This window comes from Archangium primigenium (genome assembly GCF_016904885.1).
Taxonomy (GTDB): domain Bacteria; phylum Myxococcota; class Myxococcia; order Myxococcales; family Myxococcaceae; genus Cystobacter; species Cystobacter primigenius.
On the sequence record NZ_JADWYI010000001.1, the window covers coordinates 6,061,671 to 6,079,632 of the forward strand.

The following is a 17,962-nucleotide window of genomic DNA, read 5'->3' on the forward strand; positions in this document are numbered from 1 at the left end:
CGGTCGCCGAGGCACGTCCGGACGCGCCCGCTCCGCGCGAGCCGCTCCCCGTTCCCCCGTGGGAGCCCTCCCCCTCCCCCTCACCCTCGCCCTTTCCCTCACCCTCGTCCCCCGCCGCGCCCCGGAAAGAGGTTCGGCGAGAAGCTCGGCGAGTGGCTCGGGCAGAGGTGCACGAGGAGACCCGGCCCCCGCCGCGCGCACTCGCCGAGGCCCCACCTCCCGAGAACGTCCCGGAGGCGCCCGCGTCCTGGCCCGAGCCGCCGCCGCTCGACGCCTCCGAGCCCGAGGAACCCCAGGCCCTGCTGCGTGAGTGGGAACGGCGGCGGCGCCTGGACCACGAACAAGGAGCGCTGTGATGGAACGCGTGGCCTTTCTCATCGAGCCCGAGGGTCTGAGGCTCAGTGCCCTGCTCAATCCGGAGTCCTTGTGCCTGCGCCGCACGGCGGGCGTGCGACCCTGGCGCGCCTGGACCGGGGCGATCTCCAGCGGGGGGCACGTGGAGACGCCCCTGCTCTTCACCGGCGGCGGCACCACCGAGCTGCTCCTGGACTTGCTCTTCGACGTGTCGCGGGTGGAGCCGCCCCTGACGACCGAGGACGTGCGGGAGCTGACCCGGCCCCTGTGGCGGCTCGCGGAGGGCGGCCCCGTGGAGGCGGGCCAGGGCCTGCCCTCGGTGCTGCGCGTCGTGTGGGGCAAGTCGATCAACCTGGCGTGCGTGGTGGCCTCGGTGGCCGAGCGGCTGGAGCACTTCACCGCCACCGGCACGCCCCGGCGCTCGTGGCTGTCCCTGCGCCTCTTGCGCGTGGAGGACGACGCCGCCCGCCGTCTGGAGGAAGCGCCTCGGCCCCCGGTCGTCGACCCCTCGGCGCTCGCCCCCCCGCCCCAGGCCGAGGACCTCGACACCCAGGCGCTGGTGGGCGGACCCGAACCGGGCTCGGGACAGCGGTTGGACGAGCTGGCCTGGGAGCGCTACCGCGACCCCTCGTGCTGGCGGCTCATCGCCGCGTTCAACGGCATCGACGATCCCCTGCACCTGCCCACGGGCACGCTCTTGCGCCTGCCTCCCGCCACCGCGCTCCGGAGCCCGTCATGACGTCTCTCCACGGCCTGCCCGAGCCGCGCATCGAGGTGGAGGGCCTGCGCCTGGACGCCGAGGCCCTGCGCGGCTTGGAGTCGGTGCGCGTCCACCAGGCCCTGTCCCTGCCCGCCGGGTGCGAGCTCGTCTTCGCCGCGCCAAGACAACCCGGGGCCCTCCAACGCCTGGCGCCGGGGGCCGCGCTGCGGGTGTCGCTCGGGGCGTGGCGCGAGCCGCTCTTCGAGGGCGAGGTGACGGCGGTGGACTCCGTGCACGCGGCCTCGGGGACGTGCCAGCTCCGGGTGCGGGGACAGGAGGTGATGCACCGGCTGCGCGAGCGGCAACCCGTGCGCGCGCACGTGCAGGTGACGGTGGAGGACCTGGCGCGGGAGCTGGTGGCGGACCTGGGCCTGAGTGTCGAGGCCTCGGAGGCCGGACCGCGCGGCCAGCACCTCATCCAGCACGGCCAATCGGACCTCGAGTGGCTGGTGGACCAGAGCGAGCGTTGGGGCCTGTGGTGGGTGCTCGACGGGCGCGTGCTGCGGCTGCTGTCGCTCGAGGGCCACGGAGAGGCGCTGCCCCTGCGCTGGGGCGAGTCGCTGGTGGAGGCGAGCGTGGAGGCGCGGGGCCCGTCCGCGTGCCGCGCGGTGGCGTCGGCCGGGTGGAACGCCTCGCGGGGGGAGGTGTACACGGCCCGCGCGGGAGACGCCGGGAGCGGACCCGGGCGCACGCTCGTGGAGGGGCGCACGGAGAGCGCCGCGCACGCCGAGGCCCGGGCCCGGGCGGAGTGGGCCTACCAACGGGCGCGCGAGCGCGTGCTCACGGGGGTGGCGCGGGGCGATCCCCGGTTGCGTCCCGGGACGCGCGTGGATCTCCAGGGTGTCCTGCCGGGCGCGGAGGGCCGCTACGTGCTCACCACCGTCACCCACACGCTGGATGCACGCCACGGATTCCTGAGCGAGGTGTCCTCCGCGCCACCGCCCCGGCGGGCCCGGACGCGCGCCTCGCCCGTGGTGCCCGGCGTGGTGAGCCGGGTGGATGATCCGGAGGGCCTGGGCCGGGTGCGTGTCTCGCTGTCCACCTGCGGCGAGGTGGAGACGGACTGGATGCAGGTGCTCTGCCTGGGCGCGGGCGCGGGCAAGGGCCTGGTGGTGCTGCCGGACGTGGGCGACCACGTGCTGCTCCTGCTCGCGGAGGAAGACCCCGCCTGCGGCGTGGTGATGGGCGGCCTGTACGGGCCCCACGCGCCGCCGGACGCGGGCGTGACGGGCACGGCGGTGCGCCGCTTCAACCTGCTCACCCCGGAGGGCCTCAAGCTGCGCTTCAACGACGAGACGCGCACCCTGCGCGTGGAGGACACGCGCGGCAGCTACCTCCAGTTGTCCCCCGGAGTCGTCCGGCTGCACGCCGAGACGGCGCTCGAGATCGAGGCCCCGGGCCAGCCCCTGCGGATCGAGGCGGCCCGCATCGACTTCCGGAGGAGGGACTGATGCGCTGGGTGACCCTGGACGCGGTGCTGAAGTGCGCGCACCTGGGCGTGGCGAGGCTCACCGCCGCGCAGACCTGGGTGACGGTCGAGGACCGTCCGGTGCTCGTGCGCGCGGACCCCGTGGGCCGCCCCCTCTCGGGCTGTCCCAACATCGGGCCCACCATCAAGCCGTGCACCACCACGCTCGCGGTGCGCTCGGGCTACTCCGCGTGGATCCACGTGGACGGCGCGCCCGTCGTCCTCGACGCCGTTACCGGCCTCACCGACGGCACCCCGCCCGGCGTCGTGACGTACCACGTGACCGCGCCCGGCCAGACGCTCGTCTCGGAGGAGCCATGAGCGCGCCCCGCTCCCGCGCCTGGTGCTTCCCCCACCCGGACCTGGACGCCGGGGACGGGGGACCCCTGGGCCTGCGCCTGTCGGCCTCGGGCGGCATCGCCCTGGCGCGGGACGAGGCCGCGGTGCGCCAGGGGGTACTGCTGCTGCTGTCCACCGTGCCCGGCGAGCGCGTCATGCGCCCGGACTATGGCTGCGAGCTGTACCGGCTCGCCTTCGCGCCCAACGACGACACCACCGCCGGGCTCGCCATCCACTATGTGCGCCGCGCCCTGGAGCGCTGGGAGCCCCGGATCGATCGGCTCCACGTGGAGGCCTGGCGCGATGCCGACGACGCCCGCCGGCTCGACCTCTTCCTGGAGTACCGCGTGCGCGCCACCCAGCGCCCGGACCGGGTGTCGCTCGGGCTGCACCTCGCTGGAGGAACCCTCTGATGCCCCTGCCCTCTCCCCACCTGGATGATCGGGACTTCCAGCGCCTGCTCGAGGACGCGCGCGCGCACCTCGCCCGCGCCTGTCCTGAATGGACGGACCCGAGCCCGCATGACCCCGGCCAGGTGCTGCTGGAGCTCTTCGCGTACCTGACGGACACGCTGCTCTACCGGCTCAACCGGCTGCCGGAGAAGGCCTACGTGGAGTTCCTGCGGCTGCTCGGCGTGCGCTTGCAGTCGCCGAGCGCCGCCACCGCGCGCCTGCGCTTCACCCTGCCGCGTCCCGCCGAGCGGCCCGTGGAGATTCCGCGCGGCACGGGGGTCACCACCTCGCGCCCTCCGGCCGGGGCCGAGCCCATCGTCTTCCTCACCGCCGAGCCGGTGCGCATTCCGCCCGGGGCCGTGGAGGCGGAGGGGCTCGCCCACCATGGCGAGCAGGTGGAGGGGGAAGCGGTGGGCGTGGGCACGGGCCAGCCCGGCCTGAGCGTGACGGTGCGGCGTCCGCCCATCGTGGCGCCCACGGGGGACGGGCGGGATCTGGTGGTGGGCGTGGAGGCGCGGCCCGAGGAGCTCACCGGCCGGGTGCCGGCGCGCACGTGGGGCGGCAAGACCTTCCGGCTGTGGCACGAGGTGGAGAGCTTCACCCACCTGCCGCCGGACGAGCCCGCCTTCATGGTCGACCGGATGACGGGCACCCTCACCTTCGCGCCGGCGGCGCGGATGCTCGAGCCGGACGGCGCCTTGTCCGCCGAGCCCCGGACGCTGGCGGCCAGTCCTGGCGCGGGGCGTGTGATCGTCGTGTGGTACCTGCGCGGCGGCGGGCTCGCGGGCAACGTGGCCGCGGGGGCCCTGGACACGCTCAAGGTGGCCCTGCCGGGCGTGCGGGTGACCAACCCCGCCCCCGCGGTGGGAGGCCGCGCCGCCGAGACGCTGGAGAACGCGCTGGTCCGGGGCCCGCAGGAGTTGCACTCGCTCGGGCGCGCCATCACCGCCCAGGACTACGAGCGCCTGGCGCTGCGCGGCGCGGGGGCGGCACGTGCCCGGGCCTTCACCCAGGCCCACCTGTGGGCCCACGCGGTGCCGGGCACGGTGGAGGTGCTGCTGGTGCCCGCGCTGCCGCCCCAGGTGCGCGGGCCCGCCGACGAGGGCGTCACCCAGGAGGCCCTGCGGGAGCACGAGACGGACGAGGCGCTGGCGCGGGTGCGCGCCGTGCTCGACGAGCGCATCGCCCTGGGCACCGCGTGCCAGGTGAGCCACGCGCGCTACAAGACAGTGTGCGTGCGGGCGCGGGTGGTGGCGCACGCGGCGGAGGACCTGGCCGCCCTGGAGCGTCGCTCGCTCGCGCGGCTGCACCAGGCGCTCTCCCCGCTGCCCACGCCCGCGCGGCCCGAGGGCTGGCCCTTCGGCGAGGCGCTGCGGGCCTCGCACGTCTACGACATCCTCCTGGCCGAGCCCGGGGTGAGCTACGTGGACCAGGTGCGCCTGCGGGTGGACGAAGTGCCCCGGGAGGTGCGCACGCTGTGCGAGGACGCCTTCCAGCCGAGGACCTTCTTCGCCGGAGGCGGCGAGGCCCTGCTGCGCACCGTGAGCGGCGCGGACGGCTGGGAGCGCGTGGGCCGCTTCCCGGGCGAGCAGGTGGAGGTGGTCGAGACGCATCCCCAGCGCGCGGGGTGGGTGGCCGTGGCGGCGCGCGTGGCGGACGCGCCCCAGCACTCGCGCGTCCACCTGTCGCGCGACTGCGGCGAGACGTGGGAGCGCGCCACGCACACGTTGGATCACGTGGAGGATCTCGCCTGGACGCTGCGCGACGGGGTGCCGGTGTTGTGGCTGGCCACGCGCGTGGGCCTCTTCGAGCTGACGGTGGGCGCCGAGGCCACCACGCCCCTGCAGGTGCTGGTGGAGCCGGCGGACCATGATCTGGGCTTCGCCTGCGTGGCCTCGGCGCCGGATGCGCGCGGGGGCGTGAGCCTGGCGGTGGCGGGCCTGGGGATGCGCGGCGTCTACCTCTCCCACTCGGGCGGCCAGGGGTTCCGGCCCATCGGCCTGAAGGATCAGGACGTGCGCGTGCTGGAGGTGCAGCACGACGGGCCCCGGGCCTTTCTCTGGGCGGGGCTCGCGGCGGCCAGCGGCGAGGACGCGGGCAAGGGCTGCCTGCGCCGCGAGCTGCTCGGCGCGGCGGATCCCCCGGACGGGTGGCTCGCGCAGGACAAGGGCTGGGACGGGGGGAGCTGCCTGGCGCTCGCCTTCGAGGGGAACGTGGCCCATGCCGCCACGCACCGCGCGGGCGTGCTGTGGATGGACGCGAGCCGGCGCGACGCCGCGTGGAGCCGCCCGGGGGTGGACAGTGGGCTGCCCCTGCGCGAGCGCGAGCGGCTCTTCCAGCCCGTGCAGGCCCTGGCGGCGGCGCCCGAGGGCGGACTGCTGCTCGTGGGCGGCCAGGCGGGCTGCTGGCGGCGGCGTGGGGCACCGGGGGGCGGCTATGTGCCCTGCTCCACCGAGGAGTTCACGGAGAAGGTGACGCTGCCGCCCACCTGGCTCCTCGTGTCGGGCGCGCACGCGCTCGAGGTGGTGACGGTCGATGAAGCGCGATGACATCGCCCGGCTCCTGCCGGGCATCTTCCAGCGCACCCGGGGCGAGGGCACGCTCCTGGAGGGCCTGCTGGGCGTCATGGAGGCCCTGCACGCGCCCGCCGAGGCGGCGCTGGCGCAGCTGCCCACGTTCTTCCACCCGGCGCGCGCGCCCGAGCGCTTCGTGCCCTTCCTGGCGCGGTGGGTGGACCTGGAGCTGCCCGTCACCACGGGCCTGGGCCGGCTGCGCGAGCTGGTGGCCGCGGCGGTGGAGCTGTCGCGCTGGCGTGGCACGGCCCGGGGCCTGTCGCTCTTCCTGGAAACGGCCACGGGCCGCTCGGACTTCGTGCTCGAGCAGCGGGTGCCCGGCCCGGACGGACGTCCCCGTCCCTTCCACCTGCGGGTGCGCGCCCCCGCGGCGCTGGAGCCCCACCGGGCGATGCTGGAAGCCATCATCGCCCGGGAAAAGCCCGCCTCCCTCACCCACGAGCTGCTCTTCGAGCGGCCTTCCCCAGGAGCGAGCTGATGCCACGCGCTTTCGATCTCACCGCCACCACCCCCCAGGTGGACCTCGACGCCTCGGGCCACGGCGAGGTGGCCTTCACGCTGTCCAACCGGCTGGGCACGGCCGTGGGGGTGCGCGCCACAGTGGAGCCCTCGGGCGGCACCCCGGCCGGATGGATGACCTTCCCCGAGGGCGCGGAGCGCGCGCTCGCGCCGGACGGCACGGCGGTGCTCCCCGTGCGCATCACCGTGCCGCCGGGCACGCCCCCCGGGGCCTACGGCTTCTCCGTGGTGGTGGCCAGCCAGGCCAACCCGGACGAGCACTACGACCGGAGCCCCGCGGTGGCCTTCCGCGTGGTGGCCGCCGCGCCAGTGGCGAAAAAGCGCTTCCCGTGGTGGATCGTCGCGCTCGCCGCGGGCGTGCTGCTCATCGGCGGCGGGGGCCTGGCCCTCTTCCTCTCGCGCGGAAGCCCGCCCCCGCCCAAGGTGGTCCTCGGAGGCGCGTGCGACGCCCAGAAGGCTTGTGCCTCGCCCCTGGCCTGTGAGCAAGGCCTCTGCCGGGGAAACGCGGGCTTCAAGCCCTGTGAGCAGGCCGGGCAGTGCGTCACCGGCCGCTGCGAGGCGACCGAATGCAAGGAGCGCCTGACGCTCGGGGACGCGTGTGACAGCGCGGACGACTGCCGCTCGCCCCTGACGTGCCACCTGGCCTCGCGCTGCCTGCTGCCCCTCGGGGAGGTGTGCACGGACACGTCCCAATGCACGACGGGCGCCTGCGTCGGGGGCAAGTGCACGCCCAACATCGTGCGCTGTCCGCGCTGCCGCCCCGGGGAGATCTGCCGCGAGGGCCGGTGCGAGAACCTCTCCATCGTCGTCCGTGACCCGCGCCTGCTCGAGGAGTTCAGCCGGATCCGGCAGCCCCTCCCCCACCCCCTCGTCCAGCCGTCTCCGCCATGAAGCCCGTCACCGTCCTGTTGCTGCTCGGGGTGTTCGCCTGCGTCACGCTGTCCTTGCTGGGCGTGGGCCTGGGGGCCCGGGGCGGCGGTCCTCCTCTGTCCCCGGAGGCGCGCGAGCGGTGGCGCGAGCGCCTGCTGCGACCCGGGCCCGTGGCGCGCGCGGACATGGCGGTCACGGGCTGCGGGCGGACCGGGGACACGGTGCGCGTGGAGCCCGGACGGCCGTGTCAGCTGGAGATCGCACGCGCGGGCGCGCGGGTGCGCACGTTGGAGCTGGAGCCCCTGTCGGGCGGCCGGGTGGACGTGCGGCTCGAGCCCCACGAGGGCCCCGCGCTGCCCGCCACGGTGAAGGACGTGACGGGACGCCGGGGCTTCGACATCCCTGGCGCGGGGGCCCGGGTGCGGCTCACGTGCACCCGCCCCGTGGCCGCCACCGCCGAGTGCCCGGTGTCGCTGCGGGGGAGCTCATGAGGCGGTGCGCTTGAGCTTGAGCACGCGGAAGAGGGAGACGAGCGCGCCGAGCAGCAGCACGACGGCCCAGAGCAGGCCGAGCACGAGCACGACGAGGCCGCCCACGGCATCGGCGATGCTCACGAGGATCGACGGCACCCACCCGTGCAGGAAGCCGACGAGGGCCTGGGCGAGCAGCGAGGTGAGGAAGAGCAGCACCAGGCCCTTGTTCTGGAGGAAGCGCGGCTGGGCGATCACCAGACAGAGGGCGGCGGCCAGCTTGAGCAGGAGGAGCAGCCCGAGCGTGGCGGCGGCCCCCGAGCGGTTGAAGAAGCCCCAGAGGGCCAGGTAGGCGATGGTGCCGAAGGGCGCGGAGAGCAGCAGGGACACCATCGTCATCAGCAAGGCGAAGAGGACGAGGGCCAGCACGATGCCCGCGAGCAGGGCGAGCACGGCGACGAGCAGACTCACCGCGCCCTGCACCTGCCCATGGAGCCGCTCGGAGAGCAGCAGGCTCGCGCCCATGAGCCCGAGCGAGAAGAGCAGCAAGCCATCCACGAGCGCGAGCGAGGGAATGCCCACGCCCGGCGTGGGGGGGTGCTCGCGCTGCATCGCGAGCACGTCCTCCACGCTCAGGTCTTCCTCGGCGTTCTCGGCGCGCAGACTGGCCTCGATGTCCGCGCGGCTGGCCACCGGGCGCGGCAGCACGACCGAGGCGCCCCCCTCCACGAGGACACACAGAGCGAGCAACACCAGGGCCACGACGAACCAGGTCCGGTGGAGTGACATGTCCGTCTAACGGGCGACGACGAGGCCCACGACCAGCGCGGCCACGCCCAGCACGCAGATGATGATGAGGGCGGTCGTGCTGCCGTGGAAGATGGCGCCCAGGTTGTCCTCGGGATGACCGGGCCGGGGCGTCCGCTCGCCCGCCGCCCGGTCGATGACGAGCACGGTCAGACTGGCCAGCATCCAGGCGCCGAGCGCCAGCCAGGGCACGGCCATGGACACCAGACCGATGATGAGCACCACCGCGGCCAGGCCATAGGCAATGGCATACGCCACGATCGACTGGGGACTGAATGCACGTCGGGATGTTCCTGCCACCATGGGCACACCCTCCTTCTTTTTCTCGTTGGAGGGCCGGGGCGCGGGATGTGACTGGAAACGTGTAAAATCCGACTTCCACACATGACCCGCCCCCTCCCGGAGACTCCGATGCCCCGCCCTGCCCTCGCGCGTTCACGACCCCTCGCCACCGCCCGCGCGCTCCTCCCGGTGTTGTCGTTGGGGGCGTGTGGGGGGGAGGCCCCGGACGAGGCGCGCACGGAGGCCCCCCTCCCTCGGGTGGAGGCGAGCACGACGCTGGCGGGCACCCGGGATGCGACGCTGCACCCCTTCCGCTCGGACTCCGTCTGGAACCTGCCCATCGGCACCGGGGCGACGTACGCGGGCACGACCGATCCGGCGACCCGGGACTTCATCGCCACGTCACTCAACGGGGTGACCCTCACGACCTGGGCCAACTCGACGAGCTATTCCCACCCCATCGCGTTCGCGACGACGGGTGATCCCTGGGCGCAGGTCACGGACACCAACGACTCCTGGCGCAGCGGCTCGTATTACATCCCCGCGACGGCGCCCATCGCCACGGGCTCGGACAAACACATGCATGTCGTCCAGCCCGGGCGCAAGACGATCGACGAGGCGTGGAGCACCACCCGCCAATCCGAGACGGCCTACCGGGTCGGACGCCACCACACGATTGATTTGTACGGAACGGGCATCGGGCCGCGCAACGGCGTGCGGGCCTATGGGGGCTCGGCGATTGGCGGGCTCTTGCGCGAGTGGGAGAGCAATCCCAGCCATCCGAAGTACACGGGGAAGATCCAGCACGCGCTGGCGGTCGCCGTGGACCGGGTGCAGTTGTATTACAGCGGGGGCACGAGCGGCTACGACGCGAAGGGCTACGGCACGGCGAAGGGCTACGTGTGGCCCGCCACGGAGCAGGACTGGGGGAGCGAGACGACCTACAAGGGCCAGGTGCCCATGGGGGCCTACTTCGCCATTCCGCCGTCGGTGGACCTCGACACGCTGGGCCTGACGCCCCAGGGCCGGATGGTGGCCGAGGCCCTGCGGGACTACGGCGCCTACGTCACGGACGCGACGGGCGCCACGGTGGCCTTCTACGTGGAGCCCACGGCCCCGTCCGCGTTCGTGAGCGCCCTGCGCAAGGACCTGCCGCTGTTGCGCTCGAAGATGCGGCGGGTGACGAACAACAGCGCCACGACGCCCAATGGCCCGGGGACGCGCCGCGTGCCCGTGTCACCGGACCTGGCGCCCGCGCCCTGACCTTTGGATCGAGGCGTGAGCATGAGAAATACATGGATTGGAGTCTCCTGGCGACGGATGAGTCTTCTCCTGGCGGTCTGGGTAGCGCTCGCCGCCCAAGCGGAACCGCCCTCCTCCACCCTCCCCGGCCGCAAGCCCGACTCGAAGGAGCCCTGGGGCGCATTTCTTGGCCGAGCCGCGCACTTCGCGATTGGCAGGCAATATCAGGCGCAACACCTGGGGCACTCCGTGTTTCTGGATCCCGTGCCTCTTTCCACCATCGTGGAGAAGAGCAAGTTGGGAGACCCCAACCGTCTTCCGGAATTCGTGGGGCGCTTGCGCCCGGACATCACCGATACGAAAGCGCGCGTCCTCTTCGAGATCAAGCCGGACAACGCGGAGGGCCGTGCGGAAGCCCGCCTCCAGGCGGGGCGCTACCTGGAGGCGCTCAACGCCGCCATCGAGCCGCACCCACCATTCACAGGAGGCACGGGCTTCGACGGCTCGCTCTTCCTCGACTTCGAGCAAGGGGGCGCGCTCTGGCAGTTGTCCTGGCGCACACCCGAGCCCGGCGTGACGCTCTACCGCTGGAGCTACCGGCGAAAGCGACCCGGGGCGTCCTGGAAGGAGCGCGCGGCCCAGGCTCAGCTGGAGCTGCCCTTCGATGAAGTGGAGAAGCGCGGTCAAGTGGTCGAGCAGTTGCTCCGAGACGCCTTCGATGGGGGAAGCATTTCTGGCGAGTTCCCAGGCGATGTCTACCTGCCCGTGGACTGCCACTGAGCGCGTGGGCACTTGAGTCACATCTGACCTCCGTGGTAGGGCCCCGACCATGACCTTGCCCCAGTCCCTGGAACTCGAGTTTCCAGCGATGCTCCATGGCCTCACCGAAGACGTCATCCGCGAGGTGGATGAACAGAGTCAGCGGTGGGCTCGGGAGTACCTTGAAAGCGGTACCTTCACCCGACCGAGGCGGATGCGCCGGGTGGCTCCCGGTGAGCTTCTGGAAGTGACGGCGGGAACCCTCTTCGACATCACCCCCCACGCCCGCTGGCGAATCTATCTCTTCTCCGACATCTTCTGGGGGTTGCTCCAGGGCGTCCCTCGAGAGCAAGACAAGTGCAGAGAGGACTTCGAATTCTTCTGCCTGAGCACGCCTTGGGGCGCGCTCGAGCAGGTCGTGCTGCCATCCCCGCCTCGAAGCGTCAGGAGCATGACCCGACGATTCACCGCGCTCCTCCACTTCTGGGACGTGCTCGACATCCCGCGTTACGCCTACAGGGAGTTCGGTGCCTATCGACATACGCTCGATGAACTCATGGCGCGTCTCTACCGCGAGACGATGGAGGCTTGGTGCCCCGGGGGACCCGCCTCGGTGCGTGAGCACCTGACGCTCACGGTGGAGCGCATGGCGCGCGCCACCCATGAGGACTGTGTCCAGGCCATCCTTCGACTGGCGCCTGTCGTGACAAAGCGGGACAACGACATCAAACATCCTGAGGCGCTCGACGATCCCGACTTCTTGCGCGAGCGCCTCGCCGCGCTCAGCCCAACGGATTGGGAAGATGTCTCGGGCGCCCATGTCTACGCGGTGAATGGACTGTTGTACGACTGGGACAGGGCCTTGGAGAGGCATTGAAATCAAGCACTGACTACCTTGGGGTCGGCGCTCCCGGGAGAGACACGTGAGGGCGTTCCGGGACGCGACGGGGGCCACCATGGCCTTCCACGTGGAGTCCACGGCTCCGGCGGCCTTCGTGAATGCCGTGCGCGAGGCCCCAACTGGATACGAAAGATGAACATGACGCAATGGAGGCAAACGTCTTGGCGAAGTGTGACCCTTCTCCTGGTCCTCGGGGTGGCCTTCTTCGCCCAGGCGGGACCGCCCTCGTCCACACTTCCAGGCCGCAAACCCGACTCGAAGGAGCCCTGGGGCGTCTTTCTTGGCCGGGCCGCGCACCTCGCCATCGGCAGGCAATACCGGGCACAACACCCGAAGAGCATCGTCTTTCTCGACCCCGTTCCCCTCACCACTATCGTGACGGAGGGAAAGTTGGGAGATCCCAGGCGTGTTCCGGAGTTCGTCGGGCGCTTGCGCCCGGACATCACCGATACGAGTGCGCGGGTCCTCTTCGAAATCAAGCCGGACAATGGAGTGGGTCGAGAAGAAGCCCGGCTCCAGGCGGGGCGCTACTTGGCGGCGCTCAACGCCGTCGCCGACCCGCACAAACCATTCGTGGGAGGCACGGCCTTCGACGGCTCGCTCTTCCTCGACTTCGAGGAAGGGGGCGCCCTCTGGCAGTTGTCCTGGCGCACCCCCGAGCCCGGTGTGACGCTCTACCGCTGGAGCTACCGGCGAAAGAAACCCGAGGCGACATGGAAGGAGCGCGCGGCCCAGGCGCAGTTGGAGTTGCCCTTCGATGAAGTGGAGCGGCGCGGGCAAATGGTCGAGCAGTTGCTCCGAGATGCCTTCGACGGAGGCGGCATTCCTGGCGAGTTCCCAGGCCATGTCTATCTGCCCGTGGACTGCCAGTGAACGCGAGGGGTGCGTCTGTCGCGGGAAGCGAAGCCCCGAGTGGGTGCTTGAGTCACATCTGACCGCTATGGTAGGGCTCGAAAAATGACCATGCCACAGTCCCAGGGCCTGGAGTTTCCAGCCATGCTCCATGGCTTCACCGAGGATGTCATCCACGAGGTGGAGGCACAGAGCCAACGGTGGGCTCGGGAGTACCGTGAAACCGGTGCCTTCACCCAACCGAGGATGCGTCAGGTCGCGCCTGGTGAGATCATGGAATTGACGTCGGGATCCCTCTTCGACGTCATTCCCCGTGCACGATGGCGAATCCAGATCTTCGCCGACACCCTGTGGGGCTTGATCCAAGGTGTCCCCCAAGAACAAGACGAGCGCCTGGAGGCAGTGTTCGAATCCTTCTGCCTGGACACGCCCTGGGGAGCACTCCACCAAGCCGTGAATCCGACCTCGCCGCGAAGCGCGGAGCGCATGGCCCGACGGTTCACCGCATTGATGCGCTTCTGGGACGTGCTCCAGGGCCCACGTTACGCGTACAGTGCGGACGACACCCTCCATACGCTCGATAGCCTCATGGCGCGCATCTACCGCGAGACGATGGAGGCCTGGTGCCCTGGGGGCCCTGCCTCGGTGCGTGAGCACCTGAAGCTCACGGTGGAGCGCATGGCGCACGCCACTCGCGAGGACTGTCTACAAGCGATCCTTCGTGTGATTCCTTTCGTGGTGCGGACGAACACCGACCTCAAGCATCCCGAGGTCCTCGTCGATCCGGGATTCTTGCGCGAAAGCCTCGCCTCGCTCGGTCCGAAAGATTGGGAGGACGCCTCCAGTGCCGATGTGTATGCCGTGAATGGACTGTTGTACGACTGGGACAGGGCATTGGAGAGGCATTGAGCGTGCCGCGCCGCCCGAGGGCTCAGTACACGCCGATCAGCTTCGCCCGGTAGTCGAACGTGGGGGGATCCAGTAGCTTCACGGTGAGCAGCGCCCCCCGGCTCTCCAGGGCCTGGAGCGTCTCGAGCGCCTGGGCGGGGCCGCGGGCGCGTCCCGGACGGCCCACTCCACCCAGAGGGGCTCGGACACCGCGCGCACCCGGGCGGGCACGGGCGGGTCCGAGACGTCCCGCCACAGCCAGAAGCCCAGCGCCAGGTGCACCAGCGCCGAGCGCAGCAGGGGAATCAGGAGGCGACGGCGGGAGGAGGACGCGCCCATGGTGGGGTCATCCTCCCTCCGAGACTCACGGACGCGCTAGCTCGCCGAGGCGAGCCAGGGGGTCGTCTGTGAGAAATCGTAGATGCGCTCGATGGCGATCTGCTTGTAGCGCTCGACCTTCACGGCGCGGCGGGCGCACTCCCACACCATCTCCCCGGGGGTGCGCTGGGGCTCCTTCTTCTTGCGCCGCTTCACCTCCGCCTTGATGGCCTTCACGGCCACGCGGGGGTGGAAGCAGAACGCGGAGGAGAAGAGCAGGTGCCCGGCGAAGGGGATGAGCCGGGCCTCGAGCACGTCGCCCGTCTCCAGGCCCACCATGTGCCGCCGCTCGGTGACGTCGAAGTCCTTGCCCGAGTACAGCTCGCGCAGGCGCACCAGGCCCTTGCCCAGCTTGCGCACCTCGAACAGCCCGTGCACGGTCTCCGTGAAGCAGCGAAAGGCTCCCGCCTCCTCGGACGAGGATCCCTGGAGGCGCTGCTGGTAGAACTCCGCCGCGGGCGTCAGGCCCGAGGTGGGCGACACCCGGTCATACAGGTAGTAGTCCAGGAAGGACGCCATGCGCAGCTCGAAGAGCTGGTCGTCCTCGAACACCTCGCCCGTCAGGCGCAGGTACTCGGCCTTGGCGGCGAGCAGGTCGGGCTTGCGCGCCTCCTGACTCCCGAAGGCGATGAGCTGATCCAGGTAGGGCTGGTACGACAGTGGCGAAAGAGGAGAGTCCATGGGGCGGGCCGATCCTACTCTCCGGCCATCAGCTTCGCGAAGCGGGTGAAGAGGTAGCGCGCGTCGTGGGGGCCCGGGGAGGCCTCCGGGTGGTACTGGACGCTGAAGGCCCGGGCGTCGGGCACGTGCAGGCCCTCGACGGTGCCGTCGTTGAGGTTGATGTGGCTCACCACCGCCTTGCCCTTGACGCTGGCGTCGTCCACGGCGAAGCCGTGGTTCTGGGAGGTGATCTCCACCTTGCCGGTGAGCAGATCCTTCACCGGCTGGTTGGCGCCCCGGTGCCCGAACTTCATCTTGTAGGTGCGGCCGCCCAGGGCGAGCGCGAGGATCTGGTGGCCCAGGCAGATGCCGAACACGGGCACCTTGCCGAGCAGGCCCGCCACCACCTTGTCCGCGCCCACCACGGCCGCCGGATCCCCCGGGCCGTTGGCGAGGAAGACGCCGTGGGGCTTGTCGGCGAGCACCTGCTCGGCGGTGGTGCCGGCGGGGACCACCTTCACCCGGCAGCCCACGTCCACGAGGAAGTGGAGCATGGAGCGCTTGAGGCCGTAGTCGTAGGCCACCACGTCGAAGCGGTGGGCGGGCGCCTCGCGCACGGTGCCGCCGAGCAGGTCCGGCGACGGGGTGGTGAAGAGGTAGGGCTTCTGCGTGGACACGCCCGTGGCCAGGTCCAGGCCCTCCATGCCCCGGGCCGTCCGGGCGCGCTCCACCAGGGCGGCGGCCGAGTGGGCCTCGGAGGAGATGACGCCCATCTGGGCGCCGTGGGTGCGCAGGTGGCGCACGAGCCGGCGCGTGTCCAGGCCCTCGATGCCGGTGATGCCGTGGCGCTTGAGGTAGGCGTCGAGCGTCTCCTGGGCGCGCCAGTTGGACTGCTGCGCCGAGGCGTTGCGCACCACCATGCCCACCGCGTGGGGCTTGTCGGACTCCTCGTCCCCGGGGTTGGCGCCCACGTTGCCCATCTCCGGGTACGCCATGGTGACGATCTGCCCGACGTAGGAGGGATCCGTGAGGATCTCCTGGTAGCCGGTCATCGACGTGTTGAAGACCACCTCACCCACCGTCTCGCCGGACGCGCCCAGGGCGCGACCCTCGAAGGTGGTGCCATCCGCCAGCGCCAGCACGGCCCGATTCATCACCTGGACTCCTTCATCTGCCCGTTCTCGAAGACGAGCCGACCGCCGACCCATGTCTGGGTGACCCGGCCCGTCAGACGCCGGCCATGGAAGGGGGTGTTGCGGCTGCGCGAGAAGAACCGCGTCGCATCCACCGTCCACTCCACGTCCGGCTCCACCACCGTGATGTCCGCTGGAGCCCCGGGAGCCAGGTGACCGCCTGGCAGCCCGAATGCCCGCGCGGGCCCGTCCGTGAGCAGGGCCACGGCCCGGGAGAGGCTCAGCGCCCCCTCGCGCACCGCGCCCAGGGTGAGCCCCAGGGCGGTCTCCAGTCCCACCACGCCATTCCACGCCTTGTCGAACTCCACCTGCTTCTCCAGCACGCCGTGGGGGGCGTGGTCGGTGGCGATGGCGTCGATCGTCCCGTCGGCGAGCGCCTCGCGCACGGCCTCCACGTCCCGGCGGGTGCGCAGGGGCGGATTCATGCGCGCGTGGGTGTCGTAGTCGCCCACCGCCTCGTCCTCGAGGGTGAAGTGGTGCGGCGTCGCCTCGGCCGTCACGCGCAGGCCCCGGCGTTTGGCCTCGCGCAGGAGGCGCACGCTGCCCTCGCACGACACGTGGGCCACGTGCAGCCTTCCCCGCGTCTCCTCCAGGAGGACGAGGTCGCGCGCCACCATGGCCACCTCGGCCGAGGGGGGAATCCCGATGAGCCCCAGGCGCGTGGAGGTGCGGCCCTCGTGCATGACGCCCTTGCCGGAGAGCGTCAGGTCCTCCTCGTGGACCATGACGGGCAGGTCGAACTGGGTGGCGTACTGGAGCGCGCGGCGCATGAGGCCCGCGTTCATCACGGGGCGGCCGTCATCGGTGATGCACACGCAGCCGGCGGCCACGAGCGCGCCCATCTCCGCCATCTCCTCGCCCTGCAGGCCCTTGGTGATGGCGCCCGCCACGTACACCCGGCACAGGTCCGCCTCGCGCGCCTTAGCCTTCACGTACTCGGTGACGAGCACGCTGTCGTTGACGGGCTTGGTGTTGGGCATGGCCACCACGGCCGTGAAGCCGCCGGCCACCGCCGAGCGGCACCCGGTGAGGATGGTCTCCTTGCCTTCCTCGCCCGGCTCGCGCAGGTGCACGTGCAGGTCGATGAAGCCCGGCAGCACCCACTTGCCCTCGGCCTCCACCCCGTGGGCGTCCGGCACGTCCAGGGGCGCCTCGGACACCCGCACCACCTGGCCGTCGCGCACGAGCACGTCGCGCACGCCATCCACCCCATTGCGCGGATCGATCACCCGTCCGCGGCGCAGCAGCGTGCTCCCAGGGCTCACTGGCACACCTCCTCGAGGATGGCGCGGCGGATGGCCACCCCGTGCGCCACCTGATCCAGGATGACGCTGTGGGGGCCGTCGGCCACGGCGGGGGCGATCTCCACCCCGCGGTTCATGGGGCCGGGGTGCAGGACGAGCGCCCCGGGCTTGAGGCGCTCGGCGCGGGCGGCGTTGAGGCCGAACAGGCGCGAGAACTCGCGCGCCGAGGGAAAGAAGCTCTCGCCCTGGCGCTCGGACTGCACGCGCAGGCACATGACGGCGTCCGCCTGGGGCAGCACGTCATCCAGGCGCCACGTCACCTCGGCGCCCAGGGCTTCGATGCCCGCGGGCAGGAGCGTGGGGGGAGCGCAGAGCACCACCCGCGCGCCGAGCGCCTTCAGGCAGTGCAGGTTGGAGCGCGCCACGCGGCTGTGGAGGATGTCGCCGATGATGAGCACCGTGCGGCCCTCCACCTCCCCCCAGCGCCGCTGAAGGGTGAAGGCGTCCAGCAGGGCCTGCGAGGGGTGCTCGTGGGTGCCGTCCCCGGCGTTGATGACGGCGCAGCGCACGTGCCGGGCCGCCAGGTGGGGCGCGCCCGAGGAGCGGTGGCGGATGACGAGCGCCACGGGGCCAGTGGCCTCGATGTTGCGAACGGTGTCCAGCAGCGTCTCGCCCTTGGAGACGGAGGAGCCCGCCGTCGTCCAGTTGAGCACCTCGGCGCCCAGGGCGTGGGCGGCCATCTCGAAGGAGGTGCGGGTGCGCGTGGAGTCCTCGAAGAAGAGGTTGGCCACCACCTTGCCCCGCAGCACGTGCGAGGCGTCGGGGGCACCGTGCAGGTGGGCCTCGGCACGGCGGAGCACGGACTCGATGTCGGCGCGCGTGAGGCCTTCGATTCCCAACAGGTGTTTCATCCGGCCCTCGGGTGAAAGCGGGCCGTCCCACGGGGATGAC

General features: G+C 71.7%; 21 protein-coding genes. 14 read left to right on the forward strand and 7 right to left on the reverse strand.

Annotated elements, in window-relative coordinates; genetic code table 11:
• The first annotated feature begins 152 nt into the window (after nucleotides 1–152).
• The 9 genes from I3V78_RS24855 to I3V78_RS24895 are packed head-to-tail and all read left to right on the forward strand — an operon-like array spanning nucleotide 153 to nucleotide 7,826.
• Nucleotides 153–356, forward strand: coding sequence for a hypothetical protein (locus tag I3V78_RS24855; protein ID WP_204490927.1), 204 nt, complete (start codon nucleotides 153–155; stop codon nucleotides 354–356).
• Nucleotides 356–1,093, forward strand: coding sequence for a CIS tube protein (locus I3V78_RS24860; protein WP_204490928.1), 738 nt, complete (start codon nucleotides 356–358; stop codon nucleotides 1,091–1,093). Before I3V78_RS24855 ends, I3V78_RS24860 begins: the two co-directional genes overlap by 1 nt.
• Nucleotides 1,090–2,565: a phage baseplate assembly protein V gene (locus I3V78_RS24865; protein WP_204490929.1), complete on the forward strand. Its 1,476-nt coding sequence runs from the start codon at nucleotides 1,090–1,092 to the stop codon at nucleotides 2,563–2,565. The genes I3V78_RS24860 and I3V78_RS24865 overlap by 4 nt, the downstream gene beginning before the upstream one ends.
• On the forward strand, nucleotides 2,565–2,903 hold the full coding sequence (locus I3V78_RS24870; protein WP_204490930.1) for a hypothetical protein: 339 nt from the start codon (nucleotides 2,565–2,567) through the stop codon (nucleotides 2,901–2,903). Before I3V78_RS24865 ends, I3V78_RS24870 begins: the two co-directional genes overlap by 1 nt.
• On the forward strand, nucleotides 2,900–3,334 hold the full coding sequence (locus I3V78_RS24875) for a GPW/gp25 family protein (protein ID WP_204490931.1): 435 nt from the start codon (nucleotides 2,900–2,902) through the stop codon (nucleotides 3,332–3,334). Before I3V78_RS24870 ends, I3V78_RS24875 begins: the two co-directional genes overlap by 4 nt.
• Nucleotides 3,334–5,922, forward strand: coding sequence for a putative baseplate assembly protein (locus I3V78_RS24880; protein ID WP_204490932.1), 2,589 nt, complete (start codon nucleotides 3,334–3,336; stop codon nucleotides 5,920–5,922). The genes I3V78_RS24875 and I3V78_RS24880 overlap by 1 nt, the downstream gene beginning before the upstream one ends.
• On the forward strand, nucleotides 5,909–6,424 hold the full coding sequence (locus tag I3V78_RS24885; RefSeq protein WP_204490933.1) for a phage tail protein: 516 nt from the start codon (nucleotides 5,909–5,911) through the stop codon (nucleotides 6,422–6,424). Before I3V78_RS24880 ends, I3V78_RS24885 begins: the two co-directional genes overlap by 14 nt.
• Nucleotides 6,424–7,356, forward strand: a complete 933-nt coding sequence (locus I3V78_RS24890; RefSeq protein WP_204490934.1) for a COG1470 family protein — start codon at nucleotides 6,424–6,426, stop codon at nucleotides 7,354–7,356. Before I3V78_RS24885 ends, I3V78_RS24890 begins: the two co-directional genes overlap by 1 nt.
• Entirely contained in the window at nucleotides 7,353–7,826 is a 474-nt protein-coding gene (locus tag I3V78_RS24895; RefSeq protein ID WP_204490935.1) for a hypothetical protein, read from the forward strand. Before I3V78_RS24890 ends, I3V78_RS24895 begins: the two co-directional genes overlap by 4 nt.
• Here the strand turns inward: I3V78_RS24895 and I3V78_RS24900 are convergent.
• Together I3V78_RS24900 and I3V78_RS24905 are read right to left on the reverse strand one after the other, a co-directional pair.
• Nucleotides 7,821–8,594, reverse strand: a complete 774-nt coding sequence (locus tag I3V78_RS24900) for a hypothetical protein (RefSeq protein WP_204490936.1) — start codon at nucleotides 8,592–8,594, stop codon at nucleotides 7,821–7,823. The genes I3V78_RS24895 and I3V78_RS24900 overlap by 6 nt on opposite strands.
• A gap of 6 nt (nucleotides 8,595–8,600) precedes the next feature.
• Nucleotides 8,601–8,870: a hypothetical protein gene (locus tag I3V78_RS24905; protein WP_204490937.1), complete on the reverse strand. Its 270-nt coding sequence runs from the start codon at nucleotides 8,868–8,870 to the stop codon at nucleotides 8,601–8,603.
• Between the two features lie 153 nt (nucleotides 8,871–9,023).
• Between I3V78_RS24905 and I3V78_RS24910 the strand changes: the two genes are divergently transcribed.
• The 5 genes from I3V78_RS24910 (at nucleotide 9,024) to I3V78_RS24930 (ending at nucleotide 13,557) form a co-directional block, all read left to right on the forward strand.
• A complete protein-coding gene (locus I3V78_RS24910) occupies nucleotides 9,024–10,157 on the forward strand; it encodes a hypothetical protein (RefSeq protein ID WP_204490938.1) in 1,134 nt (377 codons plus the stop codon).
• 243 nt (nucleotides 10,158–10,400) lie between these two features.
• Nucleotides 10,401–10,916 carry a hypothetical protein gene (locus tag I3V78_RS24915; RefSeq protein ID WP_338023739.1) on the forward strand — a complete coding sequence of 172 codons (516 nt, stop codon included), beginning with the start codon at nucleotides 10,401–10,403 and terminating at the stop codon, nucleotides 10,914–10,916.
• Between the two features lie 49 nt (nucleotides 10,917–10,965).
• Entirely contained in the window at nucleotides 10,966–11,772 is an 807-nt protein-coding gene (locus tag I3V78_RS24920) for a hypothetical protein (RefSeq protein WP_204490940.1), read from the forward strand.
• Between the two features lie 156 nt (nucleotides 11,773–11,928).
• Nucleotides 11,929–12,669 (forward strand): hypothetical protein, encoded by a 741-nt coding sequence (locus I3V78_RS24925; RefSeq protein ID WP_204490941.1) that lies wholly within the window; start codon nucleotides 11,929–11,931, stop codon nucleotides 12,667–12,669.
• 123 nt (nucleotides 12,670–12,792) lie between these two features.
• Nucleotides 12,793–13,557, forward strand: a complete 765-nt coding sequence (locus I3V78_RS24930; RefSeq protein WP_239576577.1) for a hypothetical protein — start codon at nucleotides 12,793–12,795, stop codon at nucleotides 13,555–13,557.
• A 22-nt stretch (nucleotides 13,558–13,579) separates the two neighbouring features.
• On the opposite strand, the gene I3V78_RS24935 is transcribed toward I3V78_RS24930, so the two are convergent.
• The 5 genes from I3V78_RS24935 to I3V78_RS24955 all read right to left on the reverse strand — a co-directional run bounded on the left by I3V78_RS24935 (nucleotide 13,580) and on the right by I3V78_RS24955 (nucleotide 17,922).
• Nucleotides 13,580–13,723 carry a hypothetical protein gene (locus tag I3V78_RS24935; RefSeq protein WP_204490943.1) on the reverse strand — a complete coding sequence of 48 codons (144 nt, stop codon included), beginning with the start codon at nucleotides 13,721–13,723 and terminating at the stop codon, nucleotides 13,580–13,582.
• Nucleotides 13,724–13,911: 188 nt separating this feature from the next.
• A complete protein-coding gene (locus tag I3V78_RS24940) occupies nucleotides 13,912–14,595 on the reverse strand; it encodes a DUF7986 domain-containing protein (protein ID WP_204490944.1) in 684 nt (227 codons plus the stop codon).
• Between the two features lie 14 nt (nucleotides 14,596–14,609).
• The gene (gene carA, locus I3V78_RS24945) at nucleotides 14,610–15,728 is read right to left on the reverse strand and encodes a glutamine-hydrolyzing carbamoyl-phosphate synthase small subunit (RefSeq protein ID WP_204490945.1); all 1,119 of its coding nucleotides are present in this window, start codon (nucleotides 15,726–15,728) and stop codon (nucleotides 14,610–14,612) included.
• On the reverse strand, nucleotides 15,728–17,032 hold the full coding sequence (locus I3V78_RS24950) for a dihydroorotase (RefSeq protein ID WP_204490946.1): 1,305 nt from the start codon (nucleotides 17,030–17,032) through the stop codon (nucleotides 15,728–15,730). The genes carA and I3V78_RS24950 overlap by 1 nt, the downstream gene beginning before the upstream one ends.
• A complete protein-coding gene (locus tag I3V78_RS24955) occupies nucleotides 17,029–17,922 on the reverse strand; it encodes an aspartate carbamoyltransferase catalytic subunit (RefSeq protein WP_204490947.1) in 894 nt (297 codons plus the stop codon). Before I3V78_RS24955 ends, I3V78_RS24950 begins: the two co-directional genes overlap by 4 nt.
• Between the last annotated feature and the right edge of the window lie 40 nt (nucleotides 17,923–17,962).